This is a genomic window from Flavobacterium sp. TS_SC_5 (assembly GCF_056156265.1).
Window position 1 is genome coordinate 569,239 of sequence record NZ_CM149588.1, and the last position, 21,120, is coordinate 590,358.

15 protein-coding genes and 1 tRNA gene are annotated in these 21,120 nt (G+C 34.8%); 8 read left to right on the plus strand and 8 right to left on the minus strand.

Translation table 11 applies throughout. The annotated features are described in order from the left end of the window. Window positions 1-41 precede the first annotated feature (41 nt). The 3 genes from infB to rimP form a co-directional block, all read right to left on the minus strand. Entirely contained in the window at window positions 42-2,939 is a 2,898-nt protein-coding gene (gene infB / locus AC0J6S_RS02530; protein ID WP_474955294.1) for a translation initiation factor IF-2, read from the minus strand. Window positions 2,940-3,051: 112 nt separating this feature from the next. After that, on the minus strand, window positions 3,052-4,305 hold the full coding sequence (gene nusA, locus AC0J6S_RS02535) for a transcription termination factor NusA (protein WP_474955295.1): 1,254 nt from the start codon (window positions 4,303-4,305) through the stop codon (window positions 3,052-3,054). 13 nt (window positions 4,306-4,318) lie between these two features. Beyond that, entirely contained in the window at window positions 4,319-4,783 is a 465-nt protein-coding gene (gene rimP / locus AC0J6S_RS02540; RefSeq protein ID WP_474955296.1) for a ribosome assembly cofactor RimP, read from the minus strand. A 177-nt stretch (window positions 4,784-4,960) separates the two neighbouring features. Here rimP and AC0J6S_RS02545 point away from each other — a divergent pair, with 177 nt between their 5' ends. Then, window positions 4,961-5,785 (plus strand): universal stress protein, encoded by an 825-nt coding sequence (locus tag AC0J6S_RS02545; protein WP_474955297.1) that lies wholly within the window; start codon window positions 4,961-4,963, stop codon window positions 5,783-5,785. A 119-nt stretch (window positions 5,786-5,904) separates the two neighbouring features. On the opposite strand, the gene AC0J6S_RS02550 is transcribed toward AC0J6S_RS02545, so the two are convergent. Then, window positions 5,905-5,975 (minus strand) — tRNA-Gln (locus tag AC0J6S_RS02550). 241 nt (window positions 5,976-6,216) lie between these two features. Here AC0J6S_RS02550 and AC0J6S_RS02555 point away from each other — a divergent pair. After that, window positions 6,217-9,498, plus strand: coding sequence for a glycosyltransferase family 117 protein (locus AC0J6S_RS02555; RefSeq protein ID WP_474955298.1), 3,282 nt, complete (start codon window positions 6,217-6,219; stop codon window positions 9,496-9,498). Window positions 9,499-9,570: 72 nt separating this feature from the next. Then, entirely contained in the window at window positions 9,571-10,212 is a 642-nt protein-coding gene (locus AC0J6S_RS02560; RefSeq protein ID WP_474955299.1) for a polysaccharide deacetylase family protein, read from the plus strand. A 15-nt stretch (window positions 10,213-10,227) separates the two neighbouring features. Here AC0J6S_RS02560 and AC0J6S_RS02565 read toward each other — a convergent pair whose 3' ends face one another. From AC0J6S_RS02565 to AC0J6S_RS02575, 3 genes are all read right to left on the minus strand, one after another. Then, entirely contained in the window at window positions 10,228-10,524 is a 297-nt protein-coding gene (locus tag AC0J6S_RS02565) for a thioredoxin family protein (protein WP_114754879.1), read from the minus strand. Window positions 10,525-10,597: 73 nt separating this feature from the next. Next, window positions 10,598-11,833, minus strand: coding sequence for a metallophosphoesterase (locus AC0J6S_RS02570; RefSeq protein WP_474955300.1), 1,236 nt, complete (start codon window positions 11,831-11,833; stop codon window positions 10,598-10,600). Between the two features lie 170 nt (window positions 11,834-12,003). After that, window positions 12,004-13,512: a hypothetical protein gene (locus AC0J6S_RS02575; RefSeq protein ID WP_474955301.1), complete on the minus strand. Its 1,509-nt coding sequence runs from the start codon at window positions 13,510-13,512 to the stop codon at window positions 12,004-12,006. Window positions 13,513-13,843: 331 nt separating this feature from the next. Here AC0J6S_RS02575 and polA point away from each other — a divergent pair, with 331 nt between their 5' ends. Beyond that, window positions 13,844-16,687, plus strand: coding sequence for a DNA polymerase I (gene polA / locus AC0J6S_RS02580; RefSeq protein WP_474955302.1), 2,844 nt, complete (start codon window positions 13,844-13,846; stop codon window positions 16,685-16,687). 76 nt (window positions 16,688-16,763) lie between these two features. Here polA and AC0J6S_RS02585 read toward each other — a convergent pair whose 3' ends face one another. Next, complete coding sequence (locus AC0J6S_RS02585; RefSeq protein ID WP_474955303.1) at window positions 16,764-17,786, minus strand: LacI family DNA-binding transcriptional regulator; 1,023 nt, start codon at window positions 17,784-17,786, stop codon at window positions 16,764-16,766. A 342-nt stretch (window positions 17,787-18,128) separates the two neighbouring features. On the opposite strand from AC0J6S_RS02585, the gene rplM reads away from it, so the two are divergent. From rplM to tsf, 4 genes are all read left to right on the plus strand, one after another. After that, complete coding sequence (rplM, locus tag AC0J6S_RS02590) at window positions 18,129-18,584, plus strand: 50S ribosomal protein L13 (protein WP_073204674.1); 456 nt, start codon at window positions 18,129-18,131, stop codon at window positions 18,582-18,584. Further along, complete coding sequence (gene rpsI / locus AC0J6S_RS02595) at window positions 18,584-18,970, plus strand: 30S ribosomal protein S9 (RefSeq protein WP_113634047.1); 387 nt, start codon at window positions 18,584-18,586, stop codon at window positions 18,968-18,970. The genes rplM and rpsI overlap by 1 nt, the downstream gene beginning before the upstream one ends. Before the next feature lie 218 nt (window positions 18,971-19,188). Then, window positions 19,189-19,989: a 30S ribosomal protein S2 gene (gene rpsB / locus AC0J6S_RS02600; RefSeq protein ID WP_474955304.1), complete on the plus strand. Its 801-nt coding sequence runs from the start codon at window positions 19,189-19,191 to the stop codon at window positions 19,987-19,989. Between the two features lie 110 nt (window positions 19,990-20,099). After that, complete coding sequence (tsf, locus tag AC0J6S_RS02605; RefSeq protein WP_474955305.1) at window positions 20,100-21,062, plus strand: translation elongation factor Ts; 963 nt, start codon at window positions 20,100-20,102, stop codon at window positions 21,060-21,062. Window positions 21,063-21,120: the final 58 nt, after the last annotated feature.

Consider the following 21,120-nt stretch of genomic DNA (forward strand, 5'->3'; position numbering starts at 1 on the left):
ATCCCGATTTTATCGGGATTTTTTTATAACATATTAAAATTCTATTTCAATTTCTTTTTGATTGCAACTTCATGGTACGATTCAATAACATCTCTTTCTTCGATGTCGTTGTATCCTTTTACTTGAATTCCACAATCGTATCCTTTAGCCACTTCTTTCACATCATCTTTGAAACGTTTTAACGCTAACAATTCTCCTGTAAACACCACAACTCCTTCTCTAATGATTCTCATTTTGGCATTTTTGGAAATTTTACCATCCATTACCATACAACCTGCAATTGAACCCACTTTAGAGATTTTGAATATCTCTCTGATCTCAGCCGTACCCAGAATTTCTTCTTTCATTTCCGGAGCTAACATTCCTTCCATCGCATCTTTCAAGTCATCGATAGCAGCGTAAATGATAGAGTAGTAACGGATATCAATTTCTTCTTTGTCTGCCAATTGTCTTGCATTTCCAGCAGGACGAACATTAAATCCGATGATAATTGCATCTGAAGCAGAAGCCAACATTACGTCAGTTTCAGTAATTGCTCCAACACCTTTATGGATAATATTGATTTGAATTTCTTCAGTAGATAATTTAGAAAACGAATCAGACAATGCTTCAACAGAACCATCCACATCTCCTTTAAGGATAATGTTCAATTCTTTAAATTGACCCAACGCAATTCTTCGTCCAATTTCATCCAATGTAATATGACGTTGTGTACGAACTGATTGCTCACGCATCAATTGAGAACGTTTTGAGGCAATTTGTTTCGCTTCTTTTTCGTCTTCGAAAATATTGAACTTATCACCCGCTGTTGCTGCTCCATCAAGACCAAGAACTGAAACCGGAGTCGAAGGACCCGCAACAGTTACAATGTTCCCTCTTTCATCATGCATGGCTTTAATTTTACCATGATGCTTACCAGCTAACATATAATCTCCAATTTTCAACGTTCCGTTTTGAACTAATATCGTAGAAACATATCCTTTTCCTTTGTCAAGGAAAGCCTCAACAACAGTCCCAGAAGCAGCTTTGTTTGGATTTGCTTTCAAATCTAAAAGTTCCGCTTCTAACAATACTTTTTCTAATAATTCTTTTACACCTGTTCCTACTTTCGCAGAAATATCATGTGATTGAATTTTTCCACCCCAATCTTCAACAAGTAGATTCATACCTGCTAATCTTTCTTTAACTTTTTCAGGATTAGCATTTGGCTTATCAATTTTATTGATAGCAAATATGATAGGAACGCCGGCTGCTTGAGCATGGCTAATTGCTTCTTTAGTTTGTGGCATGATATCATCATCCGCAGCGATAACAATAATAGCAATATCTGTAACTTGAGCACCACGCGCACGCATCGCAGTAAACGCTTCGTGACCCGGTGTATCTAAGAATGCGATTTTTTGTCCGTTATCTAAAGTTACTCCGTAAGCACCAATATGCTGTGTAATTCCCCCAGACTCACCTGCAATTACGTTTTCTTTACGAATGTAATCCAGTAACGATGTTTTACCGTGATCGACGTGACCCATTACGGTTACAATTGGTGCTCTGAAAACTAAATCTTCTTCTCTGTCTTCAACAACCTGAATTGCTTCTTCGATGTCAACAGTGATAAATTCAACTTCGTAACCAAATTCGTCAGCAACAATAGTCAATGTTTCTGCATCAAGACGTTGATTCATGGTAACCATGATTCCAAGTGACATACAGGTACCAATAACTTTAGTAATTGGCACATCCATCATGATAGCAATTTCACCAACTGTTACAAATTCAGTAACCTTAATAGTTTTACTTCCTTCGTCAATAGCTCTTTGCTCATCATCAGATTTCTGACGGTGTGTATCCCTTTTATCTCTTCTATATTTAGCCGCTTTAGATTTACCACCTTTACCTTGTAGTTTCTCTAAAGTCTCTCTAATTTGATTTTTAACTTCTTCTTCTGTAGGCTCAACTTTTGCTACAATTGCGGGTCTGTTTCCTTTTACGAATCCAGGTCTTGCACTTCTGTTAGCATTGAATCCACCGCCACCTACATTAGGTGTAATCTTGTTAGGATTTGGCGCACCAGGAACTCCCGGTATTGCAGGCGGTCTAGGAGCACCCGGTTTAGGAGCAATCCTTTTACGCTTGTTTTTATTTGCATTGGCTGCAGCCGAACCTGGAGCACCCGGTTTATTCGGAGTGATTTTTGGTTCTTCTTTTTTCTTTTTCGGTTTGTTGAATTGAGATAAATCAATTATTTGACCTGTTAAAGTGGTCCCAGATAGTTTCTGATATTGCGTGGTGATGGTTTCATCAACAGGAACTTCATCAATTTTAATCGCTTCAACTTTTTCAACTACTTTTGGCTCAGCAGGAACTTCTTTCGGAGCCTCTGTTTTCACCTCTTTGATTCCAACAACAGGTTTCACCTCTTTTTTGTCTGAAACAACTTTTTCTTCCAAAGGTTTTTCTGGTGACGGTTTTTCTGTTGAAACTTCTTTTTGAACGGCTTTCACCTCAGGTACTTTAGCAACTGGAGTTTCCGCTTTTTCAACAGCTTTTACAGGAGGAACTATTGAAGGTTTCTTAGGATTCAGATCAATCTTACCTACTTGAACAGGTCCTGCTATAACCGCTCTCGCTTTTATAACTTCTTGCTGTTTAAGACGCTCTTCTTCCAACTTACGCTTGTCTTCGATTTCTTTCTCTCGTTCTAAACGCAAAGCTTCTTTCTCTTTTCTTTTCTCTTCGCCTACTTCTTTTGAAGCCTCTTTATTCCCTTTGTCACCTGCAAACTGACCGCACAAGACATTGTATACATCATCAGAAATTTTTGCGTTTGGATTTGCTTCAATAGCAATCCCCTTATCTTTTAGATAATCCACAGCTCTTTCCAAAGAAATATTCAATTCCCTTAAAACTTTGTTTATTCTAATAATTCTCTCTTCAGACATAAAACCTTTTTATTATTACCTTTTTTGTTATTCCTCACTTTACTCCTAACTCGATACCTACCGAGCAAGAATAAATTGTAAAGTGGCATGTTTATCGTTGAAGACGCATTGACTAACTGTCAAATTCTTCTTTCAATATTCTCATTACATCTAGAATCGTTTCCTCTTCCAGGTCTGTTCTTCTTACTAAATCTGCAACTTCTTGTTTTAGGATACTTTTTGCGGTATCCAAGCCAATTTTCGCAAATTCTTCAATAACCCAGCTTTCAATTTCATCTGAAAACTCATTTAATTCAACATCATCCTCATCAGCAGTTGCACCAGCAACATCACCTTCACGAATAACGTCTAGCTCATAACCAGTCAATAATCCCGCTAATTTTATGTTGTGTCCGCCACGACCAATTGCTTTCGAAACTTCTTCAAGCTTCAAGAAAACTTCAGCTCTTTTTGTCTCTTCATTTATTTTAATAGAAGAAACTTTTGCAGGGCTTAATGCTCTTGTAATAAACAATTGTATATTACTTGTATAATTGATAACATCGATATTTTCGTTTCCTAATTCACGAACAATTCCATGAATACGAGACCCTTTCATACCGACACAAGCCCCTACAGGATCAATTCTGTCATCATAAGAATCTACGGCTACTTTTGCTTTTTCACCTGGTATTCTTACGACTTTTTTAACCATAATTAAACCGTCAAACACTTCAGGGATTTCTTGTTCAAACAATTTTTCTAAAAACTTCTCAGAAGTTCTAGACATAATAATTTGAGGTTTATTTCCTTTTAATTCAACGCTTTCTATTATTCCTCTAACATTATCTCCTTTGCGGAAAAAGTCAGAAGGTATTTGTTTTTCTTTCGGTAGGATGATTTCATTTCCTTCATCATCAACTAAAATCACAACTCTTGGGCGCACATGGTGCACTTCAGCTGTATAGATATCACCGATTAAATCTTTAAACTGTTTATAAAGATTCGTGTTGTCATGTTCATGAATTTTAGAAATTAAATTCTGACGTAAAGCTAAAATTGCTCTTCGCCCCAAATCAATTAATTTCACTTCTTCGGAAACTTCTTCACCAATTTCAAAATCAGGCTCAATTTTTCTAGCTTCGGTTAAAGTAATCTCAAGATGATCAAAATCCAAGTCTTCATCAGCAACGATTACTCTTCTCTGCCATATCTCCATATCTCCTTTATCAGGATTTATGATGATATCGAAATTATCATCTGAACCGTATTTTTTCTTCAATGCATTTCTAAATACATCTTCCAAAATTGCCATAAGCGTTACACGATCAATGAGTTTATCATCTTTAAACTCTGAGAATGAATCGATTAATGCTAAATTTTCCATGCGAATTCTTTAATTAAAATGTTACTGTAACAATTGCTTCTTTAATGTCTCCGTAAGGCAGTTGTAGTTCTTTTTGAACTGTTTCCTTTCCTTTCCCTATTTTTTTAGGCTCTCTTGCTTTCCATGACAAAATTACAAAATCATCATTAGCTTCCACTAATTCCGCTTCAATTATTTCTGCCCCAGTCTTCACAATCAATGTGCGTCCTATATTTTTTTTGTATTGTCTTATTAATTTCAATGGAGACCCAACACCTACCGAAGCTACTTCAAGAGAATAGTCTTGTTCCTCTCGGTCCAAATTACTATCTATGTATCTACTAACATCAATACAATCCTGAAGCGCTACCCCATTATCACCATCTAAAGTAACAATAACCTTGAAAGCATCAGTGACTATCAAGTCTATCAAAAAAATTGATGGCTTTTCTAAAAGGCATTCTGCCAATAACGAATTTACTTTTTCTTTAAATGTCATATTTTTATAAAAAGAGGGGACATTTAGTCCCCTCATTATCTAGATTTTAATAAATAACGGTGCAAATATAGTTTTTTTTTTATAAACTAAAATAAACGGTTGCTGTTAAAATATTTCTTATCTTTATTAGACAATTTAAAAGACCCTTTTTCCTATAATTTTAAACCATCCTAAATTATGAAACGAATTTTAGTTCCAACTGATTTTTCTAAACATGCTGAACACGCTCTGAAAGCAGCCGCGCAAATTGCTAAAAAAAATGGAGCAGAGATATTCCTGCTACACCTACTAGAACTGCCCAATCAAATGAATGACGCAGTGACAAATGGCAAAACTATTCCCGAGGTCATGCTTTTTATAAAAAAAGCAAATGAAAAGCTTCAAAAAATCAAGGAAGAGCCACACTTACAAGGAATCACCATTACTACCACAGTACAATTTGAAAAAGCTTTTGATGGCATATTGTCGTTCAATAAAAAAAACAAAATAGACTTAATAGTCATGGGATCACATGGATCTTCAGGCATCGAAGAAATCCTCATTGGATCGAACACAGAAAAAGTAGTACGCCTTTCAGATATCCCCGTATTAGTCATCAAAAAGGACTTAGATACATTTAACATTAAAAACATTGTATTTGCATCTGATTTTTCGACAGAAATCAAAAAACCTTTCCTGAAAATGATTGAGTTTGCAAAAATATTTGATGCAAATTTAATTTTAGTCATGATTTGCACACCCAACAGTTTTAAAACAACATCAATGGGCGAGAAGACCATGAAGAATTTTATTGCAGATTTTGAAGTCAAAAACTACTCCATGCAAATTTATAACGATTCCAATATTGAAACAGGCATTCTAAACTTTAGCAATACGGTAGACGCTGATTTAATTGGTTTATGCACCCATGGAAGAACTGGATTGTCCCATTTTTTTAACGGAAGCATCAGTGAAGATTTAGTAAATCACGCAATAAAACCTGTAATAACTTTCAAAATCTAATTTACAAACATTTAAACCGTGCCATTAATATCGAAAATTGAAAAAGGGACACGATTCTATTAATTAATTACCTTGGCAAAAAGGCATAAAAAAACCCCTCACATCTGAGGGGTTTTCTGTTGGTCTACAAGGACTCGAACCTTGAAAGACTGCACCAAAAACAGTTGTGTTACCATTACACCATAGACCAGTAGTATTGCTGTTAAGCGAGTGCAAATTTATAATAATTTTTAGTTTGCGCAAACTTTTTTGGCATTTTTATCAAAAAAATTTCGCCTTAAATTGAATTTAATTCAAGCAAATAACAAAAAGCCTTCATAGTCAACACTTTATTCAATTTCATTACTTTTCCAGAAAATAGTGTTAATGCTATGGAGGTTAAACAAAAAAACATTTTCTTTGTGACTTACAATTAAATTAAACTTTAGTACATGGATAAAGCAGCATTCAATTTTAATAAATGGAATACAGTTATTGGTTGGCTTACATTTGGAATCGCATTATTAACCTACACATTAACAGTTGAGCCCACCATGAGTTTTTGGGATTGCGGTGAATACATTGCCACAGCGGCCAAATTGGAAGTTGGTCATCCGCCCGGAGCTCCTTTATACCAAATGATTGGTGCTTTCTTCGCTATGTTCGCCACGGATGATACTAAAATTGCCTTAATGGTCAATATGATGTCCGTGTTTTCAAGTGCATTTACCATTTTATTTTTATTCTGGTCTTCTTCAATGCTGCTAAAAAAATTAGTATCCCGATTTTCAGAATCAAATAAGAACAATGAAATTGTAATATTAGGAAGCTCACTTGTAGGTGCTTTGGCTTACACTTTCTCTGATAGTTTTTGGTATAATGCAGTTGAGGCTGAAGTTTATGCCATGGCTTCCTTGTTTATTGCTTTATTATTTTGGCTTGGATTACGCTGGGAACAAGACATGAACAAACCAAGAGGAAACAAATGGTTATTAATCATTTCACTTGTGGTTGGACTGTCATTTGGAGTTCACTTCATGGCTTTATTAACAATTCCCGCCATAGGTTTCTTGTACTTTTTCAAAAACTATAAAGTTGTCACCATCAAAAGCTTTCTGCTTGCAAATGTAATCGTAATCGCTATTTTACTTTTTATATTCAAATTACTTCTTCCTATGACCATGGGATTCTTTGGTAAAACCGAAGTTTTTATGGTTAATAGCTTGGGATTACCGTTTGACTCCGGAACTATATTTGTTACTATTTTGCTGGCTGCGCTGTTTTATTTTGGTTTAAAATACACCAACAATAGAGGCTTGGCAACTTACAATACTTTAATTCTATGTGTTCTTTTTATCCTAATCGGATTTTCTACCTGGACAATGTTACCAATTCGTGCTAACGCCAATACAGTAATCAACGAAAACAAACCGTCTGATGCGCGCGAGGTTCTTGCATATTATAACAGAGAACAATACGGCGTAAATCCATTGTTTTACGGTCCGCAATACACCGAAGCTTTTTCAGGTTTAGATGAAGACAACCCTTATTTGGACAAAGCACCCAATTATGAAAGAGATTACAAAACAGGAAAATATGTTATTGTAAATAATTTCAAAAATGCGGAACAAAATACAGATGACAATCACAAAACTATTTTACCAAGAATGTGGAGTGGCGATCATATTGAGAACTATATGAATTTCACAAATCCGCCACAATTTAGGTTAAATCCTAATTATCCTTACGAAGACGATCTTGCGAAGTACGGAATTGACCCGAGTCAGCTAAGCGAGGAAGATTATAATAAAGCCATAGCACAACTGAAAAATGAAACGGAAAAAATCATAAATGAGTTCAGACGAGCTTATGCTCAAAATCAAATTGACAATGAGGGTTACGTAAAGTTTTTAAAAAGTTACGGCGATTATTTATTGGTTGAAAAACCAACAACCGCTGACAATCTTGGTTTTATGGTTGAATATCAATTTGGCTATATGTACTGGAGGTATTTAATGTGGAATTTCGTTGGTCGTCAAAGTGATAATCAAGGAAGATACGATTACCTTGATGGAAACTGGCTCAGCGGAATATCATTTATAGACGAATTACATTTAGGAAGTCAAGATAACCTCCCTACGGATGTGGTGAATAATAAAGGAAGAAATGTATATTTCTTTTTACCATTTATCCTTGGTTTAATTGGCTTAATGTATCATGCCAATAAAGATTTAAAAAGTTTCTACGTCCTGCTGGCATTATTCCTTTTTACGGGAATAGCACTCAAAATATACTTAAACGAAAGACCTTTTGAACCGCGAGAAAGAGATTATGCTTTAGTCGGCTCGTTTTACGTATTTGCCATCTGGATTGGTTTTGGAGTATATGCTTTGTATGAAAGCGTACAAAAATATCTTGCCCCAAAAATTGCGGGTCCAATAATTATTGCAGCAAGTTTACTGGCAGCTCCGGTTCTTATGGCAGCCCAAAACTGGGATGATCATGATCGTTCCGGAAAATCTACCGCTGTAGCAATGGCCAAAGCTTACCTTACCTCGTGTGATCCTAATGCTATTTTATTTACCATTGGTGATAACGATACCTTCCCGCTTTGGTACGCCCAAGAAATTGAAAAAATAAGAACGGATGTCAAAATAGTAAATACTAGTTTATTTATGACAGATTGGTATATCGATCAAATGAAAACCAAGACATATGAGTCTGACCCTTTACCTATTTCATTTACTCACGATCAATACGTAGGCGATAAATTGGATTATGTGGCACACATTCCTAAGGTAGAAACCCGCTGGGATATAAAGGATTTTATTGATTTTATTAAAAATCCAAAATCGACAGTTGAAATGCAAAACGGTCAAACCATTCATTTTTATCCTACAAATAAAATCAGAATTCCTGTTGACAAAAACACCATTATACAAAACAAAGTTGTATCTGCTAAATATTATGATTCTATAGTTCCTTATATTGATTTGGATATCAGTAAAAATGCGCTGTACAAAAACAGATTAATGATGCTTGATATTGTTGCCAATAACAACTGGAAACGACCTATTTACTTTAGCGGAGGTGCATTTGACAACGAAGATTATATCTGGATGAAAGAATACCTTCAACTAGAGGGTATGGTATACAAATTAGTCCCTATTAAAACAACTATTCCTAAAGATGGAGGCCCTCTTGAAATGGGACAAATAGATGCTGATAAAATGTATGCTAAAATTATGAAATGGGATTGGGGCAACAGCGAAAGTAGCACTATTTATCATGACCCTGAAACCCGTAAAAACAGCATAACGTACAGAAGTAATCTTTCAAGATTAATGAATCAGTTGATCGTTGAAGGCAAAAAAGACAAGGCGAAAAACATTATTGATTTAGCGATGACAAAAATGCCTTTGGAATATTTTGGCTATTATTCATTAGTAGAACCTTTTGCTGACGGTTATTACAAAATTGGTGACAAAGTGAAAGCGCAACAATTACTAAATAAGCTGGTAAATAAGTATCATGAGAACCTGAACTACTATGGCAATCTTAAATCATCTGAACAAAGTAGTATTGCCATTCCTATCATTACTGATATTGAGCGCTACAGAAGTCTTTTGCAAGTCATGAAAGAAAACGGAGATATTGACTTTTACAATAAGCATAAAATCACTTTCAATACATACATTAAGATGTTTGAACGTTTTGAACGAGAAAAAGAGTAATCTTGAATACAATTAGAAAAGATAGCGATGTTGAAAAATGTCGCTATTTTTTTTTAATTTTAAAACTAAAAAATGAAATTCTACTGGATAAAGACGAATTGGATTATCAAAAAAATATTCTCAAATTATATTTGGGATGTTTCCAATACAGCAAAAACGGTGTATCTCACTTTTGACGACGGCCCTATTCCTATAGTGACTGAATGGGTCTTGAGAGAACTAAAAAAAAACAACTTTAAAGCTACTTTTTTTAGTATTGGAGATAATATCACTAAGCATCCCGAAATATTCAAAAAAGTAGTTAGCGAAGGGCATTCCATAGGAAATCATACTTTTAACCATTTAAATAGCTGGAATACTTCTACTGAAGATTATGTTGAAAACGTTGCACGATGCGAAGAAGCGATTGGCAAAAACATAAATCAAACTCCAAAGTCCAGACTATATCGTCCTCCTTACGGCAAAATAAAAACGGCTCAATCTAAAGCGATTCAAAAATTGGGCTATAAAATAATTATGTGGGATGTGCTTAGCGCAGATTTTGATACCACAATATCTAAAGAGCAATGTTTAGATAATGTGTTGTCAAATGTTAAACCGGGAAGTATCATTGTTTTTCACGACAGCGTAAAAGCATTCAAAAATCTTGAATACGTGCTGCCAAAAACATTGGCTTTTCTAAAAGAAAATAAATTTAATTGTGATGTTTTGTAAAATCCAACAACAATTTTAGAACTGTTCCTGTACGATTCCAATAAGTGTATTGGCATCTAATTCACCAGATTGTCTCCAGATCATTTGGCCTTGTTTGTAAATCATCAATGTAGGCAAACCCTTAATCCGTAAAGCATCAGCTAACTCTTGATTTTTATCTACATCAATTTTTATCACTTTTGCCTTATCGCCAAGAGCAGCAGCCACATCTCTGATAACAGGATGCATTGAAACTGAAGATTCGTTCCATTCTGTGTAAAAATCAATTAACACAGGCACTTGAGTATTTATAAGTTCTCCAAATTTTGACATAAAACCAAAAATTTAATTTTTAAAATTCACTAAAAAGAGATATTTATTTTACAAATGTAGCATTTTAAACGAATTATGCCACATTAACCCCTTTTTTTAGTTCAATGACTGTAATTTCCGGCATAATACCTACTCTACCCGGATAGGCATGAAATCCAAATCCTCTATTAACGTAAACGTATCGCCCTAGGTTTTCATATAAACCAGCCCATTGCTTGTAAACATACTGTGCCAGACTCCATTTGAAATAACCCGGAATTTCGATTCCAAATTGCATTCCGTGTGTGTGACCCGAAAGCGTGAGGTGATAATGTTTCTCATCATGTTGCACGACATGCTCCCAATGCGAAGGATCATGACTCATCAAAATCTTGAAATCTTCTTTCTTTAAAGGTCCTGCAGCTTTATTTAAATCCCCAGCCTGCTTAAAGTTATGACCCCAATTTTCTACACCAACTAATGCTATTTTGGCATCTCCTTTTTCAATAAATCTATGTTCATTCAACAATAAATTGAACCCAATTTCCCCATATAAACTCTTTATAGCTTTGAAATTTTCCTCTTTAGCTGCTTCTGTTGGCCACGTTACATATTCGCCATAATCGTGATTCCCCAACACAGAATATTTTCCGTATTCGTGTTTTTTTATTCTATTGAATGTTTCTATCCAAGGGTGCATTTCTTTAGCATCCGTATTTACAATATCACCCGTAAACAAAATCAGATCGGAATTTTGTTCGTTAACCAAATCAATTGCGTAATTAATTTTTTCGGGATTATCAAAACTCCCACTGTGAACATCCGATATTTGGGTAATCGTAAAACCATCAAAAGCTTCCGGTAAATCAGGAAAAAAAATACGTTGTTTAATTACTTTATAATTGTATTTCCCAACGGTCACTCCATAAATCAATGATAAAAAAGGAACTGCCGCTAAACCTAATCCTATTTGGCTGATAAACTTTCGTCTTGAATTTAGGAAATCCGTGCTCTTGTCATAATCTATAAAATAATTCACGGTACCTGCACCCAATCTAAAAATATCTTCGCCCATGAGGACAAGCGTCAAAATCAATTTTGGAACGTATATAATAAGCAGTAAGCCCATGATTACCATCATGTGTTGGGTTTGGCCAACGCTTCGGTCAAATTGCATTATCGAATAAATAATATACACTAAGACTACAATACTGATCAGCTGAATGGAATATAAAATTGGCTTTGATTTTATCAAAGTTTTTAGCACTTGAAAAGTATAAAGTTCAATAATAAGAAGTAAAAGACACAAGAATACGATACGAAAGATCATTTTAATCAAATTTTAGACAAAATAACAAAAGAATTAAACAGTATGTTTTTTTATTAGTTAAAATTTAACGGTTGATTAAAGCTGAAAAAGAACCGAAGTAAACATATAAAAAATTGCATTATTCTGTAATTCGAATAATGCAATTTTAAACAGACAATCCTTTTACTATTCTAATTTAATATGAGTGTCATATTTGTTGTAAGAAATGAAGTAGGACCTGAATACTTCTGCGCAAAAACCTCAACATAATCACCATTCGACAATTCAACGATAGCATTTATGGGTACTACCACAATATCACCATTAGCCGCTCCTCGACCATAAACTTTATATTGTGACAAACCCGTCGTTGATCCATTTTTAGCAACATAGATAATATAAATTGAAGCCCCTGAAACTTGGAAAGAAATTGATCCACTAACATCAAAAAATCTTTTACCACTACCCAAATACCTAAGTCTATTACTAACTGCTGGATCATCAGAAGAGAATCTAAACATATTGGAAGCAACTGAATCGCCTCCAACTTTTACAATATTACTCGGACTGGAGGAATTAAAAGCAGTAGTACCTCCAAAGCCAACGTCATAATTAAAAGCCAATCCTCCAGTAGCTACCAAATCTGTTTCTTGAGAGAGTCCCGGGCAACTGACATACCACTTATTATTAAAATTGTACCCTGCATAAGTGCCTACACCTGTATACCCATTTACATATTTACCAGTAGTAACTCCTGAAAAAACTACTGATTCAATAGTAGCGTTGGCATTTATAATTGGGTTAGCTGAAACATCAAATCCAATACTAGTTCCTGTAACTTCACTAAATCCTCCTTGTTTGGCCACTTGTCCAAATGTACCAACAATCTTTTCATAAGTACCAGAATTACCCAGAGGTAAAGCACCCCCAAACCAACCTGCATTGTTAATCAACAACTTTTCAATATTCTCATAAACAACTCCATTTGAATTGCCAACATATTGTATAATACTCACAAATACCAGCGAAAAGCCCTTGATAAGACCTACATTAGCTGAATTTGCTATAATACCATCTCTTAAAATTAAATTTTGAGTACCCACTGCTGTAATATTAAAAACATTTCCGCCTGATGCCACTAAAGTTACTACCCTAATTGACCCTCCTGTTGATCCCGTAAAAAGATCTCCAATAACATTAACCAATTTATCCTCTCCAGAATCTAAACCAGCAATGTAAGCGTTATTCAATTCAATTGGTAAATCTAGCATCACAGTCCCATTTATCTCATACAGAGTTCCTGAGTCTAACTTATATGTGTTATTACCACCTAAGGCCTTCTCCGCTGCCAAAACAGTAGCCAGAACATCTGTAGATTTTATACGTTTAAATTTAAGTCTGCCATTCGCGTCACTACTCATTCTGTTCCATGATACTGCGGTACTATTGTAATGATAAAACGACTTCAAATCAGTGTCATACACCATCAACCCATCGGCAGGAGCGGCAATCGCAAGACGCTGCGCAGTGGTCATTCTTGGCGTAAGCATTCCTTGAGTTGTAGAGGAGACATCTAAGACAGAACTAGCATTTGGAGTAGTAGTTCCAATACCAACTTGGGCTGACAAATTTGTTGTCATCGTTATCAAAAATAACAAACAGGCTTGTAAAACCTTTTTAGCAAAGTAATGTTTTTTCATAACAAATTTATTATGTTAATATCAAAAATAAAATTAAAAAATTTTATTAAAAATACCGACTAAAGGCAAATATAATCGACTAAATACATATTATTCACATACAATATAAAATAAAGATTACAAAAATTGATTTAAATAATTTACCTAAGAACTATTAAAATTAATTGCACTCTCTGTCATTTACATTAAAATTACTTTTTCTATTAGTTATTTTGAGTACTATTTTATGAACAGAGACAATTTTAAGTAGAATTTTTTACAAATCCTGCAATCCTGCACTCCTTTATATAACAAGTTTTGTACTTTTGAAAACTTTACAAAATCACAATTCATGTCACAACAAAAACGCCTTTTCCTACTTGACGCCTACGCCTTAATCTTTAGAGGATACTATGCCTTCATAAAAAATCCAAGAATCAACTCAAAAGGAATGGACACATCGGCCATTATGGGATTCATGAATTCCTTAATGGATGTAATTAAAAGAGAAAAACCAGACCATTTAGCCGTTGCCTTTGATAATGGTGGAAGCCAATTGCGAAATGAAATATTTCCAGAATACAAAGCCCATCGTGATGCCACTCCCGAAGCCATAAAAATTGCCATTCCGTACATACAAGAACTATTGAAAGCCATGCATATTCCTATCGTAGAAGTAAAAGGATATGAAGCTGATGATTTAATTGGGACTATTGCAAAGCAAGCCGAAAAACAGAATTACAAAGTCTTTATGGTTACACCCGATAAGGATTTTGCACAACTCGTTTCCGAAAATATTTTTATGTACAAACCAGCTCGAATGGGAAATGGAATCGAAATCTGGGGAATTCCGGAAGTTTTGGCAAAATTTGAAATCGAAAGACCAGACCAGGTAATTGACTTTCTTGGAATGATGGGTGACGCTGCCGATAATATTCCTGGACTTCCTGGCGTAGGCGAAGTAACGGCTAAAAAACTGTTGAAGGAATTTGGAACTATGGAAAACCTTTTAGCCAATACTGACAAGCTGAAGGGAAAAATGAAAGAGAACATTGAAGCTAACAAGGAAAAAGGATTATTATCCAAAACTTTGGCAACCATTTTACTGGATTGTCCAGTTATTTTTGATGAAACTGATTATGAATTGTCAACTCCAGATGTTGAAAAAACAGATGCGCTATTCAATGAATTAGAGTTCAGAAGAATGGCAGAACAATTTGATGCCATATTCAAAAAAGGCGAAAGTGCAACCGCCACCAGCAATCCGGTTGACGAAAACAAATTATACAAAAAACCACAGCCAAAAAACGAAGAGCAGTTCGACCTTTTTGGAAGTGCCATCCAGGATGATTCTTCAGAAGAAACCCGTCATCAATACTACAATTCATTAGAAAATACCGCACATTCTTATCAGATTATTCGAGGGGATTTAGGTTTAAAATTGCTGTTGCAAAATTTACAAAAACAATCTTCAGTGTGTTTTGACACAGAAACCACCGGACTTGATGCCTTACACGCAGAGTTGGTTGGGATATCTTTCTCTTACGAAAAAGGAAAAGGATTTTATGTTCCTTTTCCGGAAAATCAAGAAGAAGCACAAATTTTAATCGAGAAATTCATTCCTTTTTTCGAAAATGAAAACATCGAGAAAATTGGACAGAATTTAAAGTACGATTTAAAGATTCTTTCCAATTATAATGTTACCGTCAAAGGAAAATTATTCGATACGATGATTGCACATTATCTGATTAATCCGGATATGCGTCATAATATGGAAATTTTATCAGAAACGTATTTAAAATATTCGCCACAATCCATTGAAGCCTTAATTGGTAAAAAAGGAAAAAACCAAAAATCAATGCGTGATGTTGAACTGGAGGAAATAAAAGAATACGCCGTTGAAGATGCTGATGTAACCTTGCAACTCAAGGAAATATTCACTTTGGAATTAGACAAGACCGGAACCAAAAAACTTTTTGAGGAAATCGAAATTCCATTAGTAAAAGTTCTGGCAGATATGGAAAAAGAAGGAATCCGTGTAGATGTAAATTTCTTAAAATCACTATCGACAACATTAGACGATGATATTAAAATTTTAGAAGCGAACATATTTGAAACTGCCGGCGAGAAATTCAATTTGGCTTCTCCAAAACAATTAGGCGATGTTTTATTCGATAAATTGAAAATTGGAGGTGTAAAACAAAAGAAAACCAAAACTGGCCAATACGCAACCGGCGAGGAAATTTTGAGTTATTTAGCCGCCGAAAACCCGATTGTAAAAGACATTCTGGAGTGGAGACAATTGGTGAAACTGCAAAACACCTATGTCGAGGCTCTGCCAAACCAAGTAGACAAAATCACGCAACGCATCCACACCGATTATATGCAAACGGTGGCGGCAACAGGTCGTTTGAGTTCGAATAATCCCAACTTGCAAAACATCCCGATTCGTACCGAACGTGGAAGACAAATTAGAAAAGCATTTGTGGCTCGAGATGAAAACTACACCTTGGTTTCTGCCGATTATTCTCAAATAGAATTGCGTGTAATTGCGGCATTAAGCGGGGAAGAAAACATGATTAAGGCATTCCAAAATCATGAAGACATTCACAAATCTACCGCTTCAAAAGTCTTTAATGTACCGCTAGAAGAAGTGACCCGCGAGCAACGAAGCCATGCCAAAACGGTAAATTTTGGAATCATATACGGGGTTTCGGCTTTTGGATTGAGCAATCAAACTAACTTATCCCGCAAAGAGAGCGCTGATTTAATTGAGGCGTATTATCAAACCTACCCAAGATTAAAATCCTACATTCAAGAACAAATAGAATTTGCTAGAGAGAACGGTTATGTGCAAACCATCCTAGGACGTCGCCGTTATTTGAAAGATATCAATTCGCAAAACGCCATTGTTCGCGGTGGTGCTGAACGAAATGCGGTAAATGCGCCGATACAAGGAAGTGCTGCCGATATCATCAAAATTGCGATGATTAATATTCATGAAAAACTCACGTCTGAAAACTGGAAAAGTAAAATGCTATTGCAGGTTCACGATGAGCTTGTGTTTGATGTACATATTTCGGAACTCGAAAAAATCAAACCGATGATTAAATATGAAATGGAACATGCTTTCAAGTTAGATGTTCCTTTAGATGTTGATTTAGGAGCGGGAAAAGATTGGTTGGAAGCGCATTAAAATTATTTTTAGTAAAAAAAAATCTCTAATCATTCAAAAACGCTTAGAGATTTTTTTTGTTATATAAAATGAGTTGCTACAATTTTCTTGTCGACTCTCTTTCTTTCAATTTTGTTTTAATGACAACCGTTTCATAAGGAACATGCTCTTCTTTAGATTCCAATCTGTCAATGAGTAATTTAGCGGCCACTTCGCCAATTTCTATTCCGTGCTGACTTACTGTTGTTAAACTCGGAGACAATCTGCGGGAAGCGAGAATTCCGTCAGCGAAACCTATAATAGAAATGTCTTCTGGAACTTTAAAACCTTTTTTGAGTGCAATTCGTAAAGCTGCAACAGAATCATTTTCTTCCAAAGCAAAAATTCCGTCTATTTTGTTTTCAAAAACTTTCTCGATTTTATCTTTTAAATCATCTTCTGAATCCGTTCTTAAAATGATATCGTTATTTACCGAGATATTATTATTTTCTAAAGCTTTCAAATATCCTTCCGCTCTTAACTTCCCTACACTCAAATTATCAATAGAGGATAATAAAGCGATATTCTTACATCCTAAATCTATTAAATGCTGTGTGGAATTTAAAGCAGAATCAAAATCATCAACAATTACTTTGTCACAATCTACGCCTTCCGCAATTCGGTCAAACATAACAATTGGAGTTCCATCATTAATGATTGCAGAGAAATGATCATAATCCTGATTTTTTTGAGCTTCTTCAGAAACCGAAACAATAAAACCATCAATAGTCCCATTACTTAACATTTCCAGCGTATGAGCTTCTTTTTCTGCTGATTCGTTAGAGATACACATAATAACATTATATACTTTTTCATCAGCGATTTTCTCAATACCACTAAATACTTTTGCAAAAAAGGAATTCAGAATATTTGGAATAATAACGCCGATCGTTTTGGTTTTTCTATTTTTAAGGTTAAAACCAATTACATTAGGCTTGTAATTTTTAAGCTTAGCATACTCTTTAATTTTAATCTTTGTCTGTTCGCTAATCTCCGGACTATCGTTCAGCGCTTTAGAAACTGTAGAAACAGAAACATTTAGTTCTTTAGCGATTTGTTTTAAAGTTGCTTTAGCTTTCATAAGGACATATTTGGAGTAATTTTAATAATAAAAAAGTAACAAGATATGAATAAATAGATTATTACCCACTTAAATGGCAAAAATAGCCAATAAAATGTAAAATTTGCTGCTGAAAATTAGAAATCTACAATACTATTAAATTAAAATGACAGCACATTGAATTCAACTGAGGCAGAAGTGAGAAACACAAATTCAATCTTAGAATATAATTTTAAATATACATTTGATAATCAGAGTAAAAACCGGAAAAAAATATTCATTTAAGGTATTTGTATTTAAAATAATTAATTGTACTTTTGCAACCCCTTTATTGGGGATGGAATGTTTAATTAAAAATATATTATGGACGCATTAAGCTACAAGACACAATCAGCAAGCAAAGCCACAGTTACAAAAGAGTGGATTGTTGTAGATGCTGATGGTCACAACTTAGGTCGTCTTGCTTCAAAAGTCGCTATGATTTTGAGAGGTAAGTACAAGCCAAGTTACACACCACACGTGGACTGCGGTGATAACGTAATCGTTATCAACTCAGAAAAGATCAACCTTACAGGTAACAAAATGGACGAAAAGACTTATATTCGTCACACAGGTTATCCAGGTGGTCAAAGAACTTTAACTGCTAAAGTATTGCAAGCAAAAAACCCTGCATTATTAGTAGAGAAAGCTATTAAAGGAATGTTACCTAAAAATAAATTAGGTGCTGAACTTTTTAGAAATTTAAATGTTGTTGTAGGATCAGAGCACAAACAAGGCGCTCAAAAACCTAAAACAGTTAACCTTAACGATCTTAAGTAATGGGAGTAATTCACAAAATTGGTAGAAGAAAAACGGCTGTTGCACGTGTTTATGTTTCGGAAGGAACAGGAGTAATCGTTGTGAACAAAAAACCATTCGAAACTTATTTCCCAACTGCAACTTTACAGTACAAAGTATTACAACCAATGTCTATGACAGAAAATGTAAGCAACTTTGACGTAAAAGTGAACGTTTACGGAGGTGGTTCTACTGGTCAAGCAGAAGCTGTAAGAATGGCATTAGCACGCGTTATGTGTGAAGTAAATGCTGAAAACAGAGGAATATTGAAACCACAAGGTTTATTAACAAGAGATCCAAGAATGGTTGAACGTAAGAAATTCGGTCAGAAGAAAGCTCGTAAGAGATTTCAATTCTCTAAACGTTAATATTCAATCTGGATTTAATTCAGATTCTCACGTTGATGGACTGGTTTTATTATCAGCTTAAACGAAAAAAATGTTGAAATAAATTCAGCATAAAAATTTAAAAAAACAGTTGTTGTTGCTCTCCTATTGAGGTAGGAAATAGTTTAGCATCTAAATGTATAAAGCCGAGAAATCGCCATTTATTCATTGCTAATCAACAGAACGTAAACTAGAACAAAATGGCAAACAAAGTAGAAGTAAAAGACTTACTAGAAGCAGGTGTTCATTTCGGACACATGACTAGAAAATGGGATCCAAACATGGCTCCTTACATTTATATGGAGCGTAATGGTATTCACATTATCAATTTATATAAAACTGCAGCAAAAATTGAAGAAGCGAATGAAGCTTTGAAAAAAATCGCTGCATCAGGTAGAAAAATATTATTCGTTGCTACCAAAAAACAAGCAAAAGACATCGTTGCTGAAAAAGCAAAAGCTGCAAACATGCCTTACATCACTGAAAGATGGCCTGGTGGAATGCTAACTAACTTCGTAACTATCCGTAAAGCTGTTAAAAAAATGGCTACTATTGATAAAATGAAGAAAGATGGTACTTTCATGACCCTTTCTAAAAAAGAGCGTTTACAAGTAGATCGTCTTCGTGCTAAATTAGAGAAAAACTTAGGTTCAATCGCTGACATGTCTAGACTACCGGCTGCATTGTTCGTAGTTGATATCAAGGCGGAACACATCGCAATAAAAGAAGCACAAAAATTAAACATTCCAGTTTTCGCAATGGTGGATACTAATTCTGACCCAAGAGAGGTTGAGTTCGTAATCCCATCTAACGATGATGCTTCTAAATCAATTGATAAAATTTTAACTTTAGTTACTGGTGCAATTATCGAAGGACTTTCTGATAGAGGTTCTGACAAAGAAGGTGACGCCACTGCTGAAGTTGTTGCTGCTCCTGCTGCTGAAGCTGTTGAAGCTACTCCTGCTGTTGAAGCATCTGCGCCAACTGCAACTGAAGAATAAATAAAATAAATTTAAAGATTGAAGGGTTTAAAGATTAAATATTATTGATTGTAGAATTAATAATAAGATCCTTAAATCTTTCAATCTTTTAATCTTTAAATAAAAAAATTATGGCAACAATTACTGCTGCAGACGTAAATAAATTAAGACAAACTACAGGTGCCGGAATGATGGACTGTAAAAAGGCTTTAGTTGAAGCTGATGGAGATTTTGACAAAGCTATTCAAAACCTTAGAGAAAAAGGACAAAAAGTAGCTGCTAACCGTTCTGACCGTGAATCTTCTGAAGGAGCTGCTGTATCTTTTATTAATGCAGACAAAACTAAAGGAGCTATCATCACTTTAAATTGTGAAACAGATTTCGTTGGTAAAAATGAATCTTTCGTTGCTTTAGCTAAAGATTTAGTTGAAAGAGCGATTAACTACTCTTCTAAAGAGGAATTTTTAGCTTCAGATTTCAACGGAATTACTGTTGCTGAAAAACTAATCGAGCAAACTGGAGTAATTGGAGAAAAAATTGAAATCGGTGGTTTTGAAATTTTAGAAGGTGCTTTCGTTGGATCTTATGTTCACGTTAACAAAATTGCTGCTTTAACTGCAATATCTGCACCAATTGCTAATGGTGACGTTTTAACTAAAGACATCTCTATGCAAGTGGCTTCTATGGGAGCTGATACATTATCTTATAAAGATTTTGACCCATCTTTCGTTAATTCTGAACTTGCTGCTCGTATTGCTATCATAGAAAAAGAAAATGAAGAAGCAAAACGTTTAGGAAAAACATTGAAAAATGTTCCTAAATACATTTCTTTCTCTCAATTAACTGAAGAAGTTATCAAACAAGCTGAAGAAGATGCTAAAGCGGAATTAAAAGCGGAAGGTAAACCAGAACAAATTTGGGATAAAATTATTCCAGGTAAAATTCAACGTTTTATCTCTGACAACACTACTTTAGACCAAGAAAAAGCGTTACTAGATCAAAACTTCATCAAAGATGATAGTAAAAAAGTTGGTGATTATGTTAAAGGTTTCAACGTTGAGATTACAGGTTTCAAAAGAGTTACCTTAGGATAATCTAAAGCACTTTAAACTATATGAAAAACCCGTTTCAATTAATTTGAAATGGGTTTTT

Excerpts from the sequence above, each read along its gene's own strand:
- infB (WP_474955294.1), bottom strand. The coding sequence starts at position 2,939 with ATGTCTGAAGAGAGAATTATTAGAATAAACAAAGTTTTAAGGGAATTG.
- nusA (WP_474955295.1), bottom strand. The coding sequence starts at position 4,305 with ATGGAAAATTTAGCATTAATCGATTCATTCTCAGAGTTTAAAGATGAT.
- rimP (WP_474955296.1), bottom strand. The coding sequence starts at position 4,783 with ATGACATTTAAAGAAAAAGTAAATTCGTTATTGGCAGAATGCCTTTTA.
- AC0J6S_RS02545 (WP_474955297.1), top strand. The coding sequence starts at position 4,961 with ATGAAACGAATTTTAGTTCCAACTGATTTTTCTAAACATGCTGAACAC.
- AC0J6S_RS02555 (WP_474955298.1), top strand. The coding sequence starts at position 6,217 with ATGGATAAAGCAGCATTCAATTTTAATAAATGGAATACAGTTATTGGT.
- AC0J6S_RS02560 (WP_474955299.1), top strand. The coding sequence starts at position 9,571 with ATGAAATTCTACTGGATAAAGACGAATTGGATTATCAAAAAAATATTC.
- AC0J6S_RS02565 (WP_114754879.1), bottom strand. The coding sequence starts at position 10,524 with ATGTCAAAATTTGGAGAACTTATAAATACTCAAGTGCCTGTGTTAATT.
- AC0J6S_RS02570 (WP_474955300.1), bottom strand. The coding sequence starts at position 11,833 with ATGATCTTTCGTATCGTATTCTTGTGTCTTTTACTTCTTATTATTGAA.
- AC0J6S_RS02575 (WP_474955301.1), bottom strand. The coding sequence starts at position 13,512 with ATGAAAAAACATTACTTTGCTAAAAAGGTTTTACAAGCCTGTTTGTTA.
- polA (WP_474955302.1), top strand. The coding sequence starts at position 13,844 with ATGTCACAACAAAAACGCCTTTTCCTACTTGACGCCTACGCCTTAATC.
- AC0J6S_RS02585 (WP_474955303.1), bottom strand. The coding sequence starts at position 17,786 with ATGAAAGCTAAAGCAACTTTAAAACAAATCGCTAAAGAACTAAATGTT.
- rplM (WP_073204674.1), top strand. The coding sequence starts at position 18,129 with ATGGACGCATTAAGCTACAAGACACAATCAGCAAGCAAAGCCACAGTT.
- rpsI (WP_113634047.1), top strand. The coding sequence starts at position 18,584 with ATGGGAGTAATTCACAAAATTGGTAGAAGAAAAACGGCTGTTGCACGT.
- rpsB (WP_474955304.1), top strand. The coding sequence starts at position 19,189 with ATGGCAAACAAAGTAGAAGTAAAAGACTTACTAGAAGCAGGTGTTCAT.
- tsf (WP_474955305.1), top strand. The coding sequence starts at position 20,100 with ATGGCAACAATTACTGCTGCAGACGTAAATAAATTAAGACAAACTACA.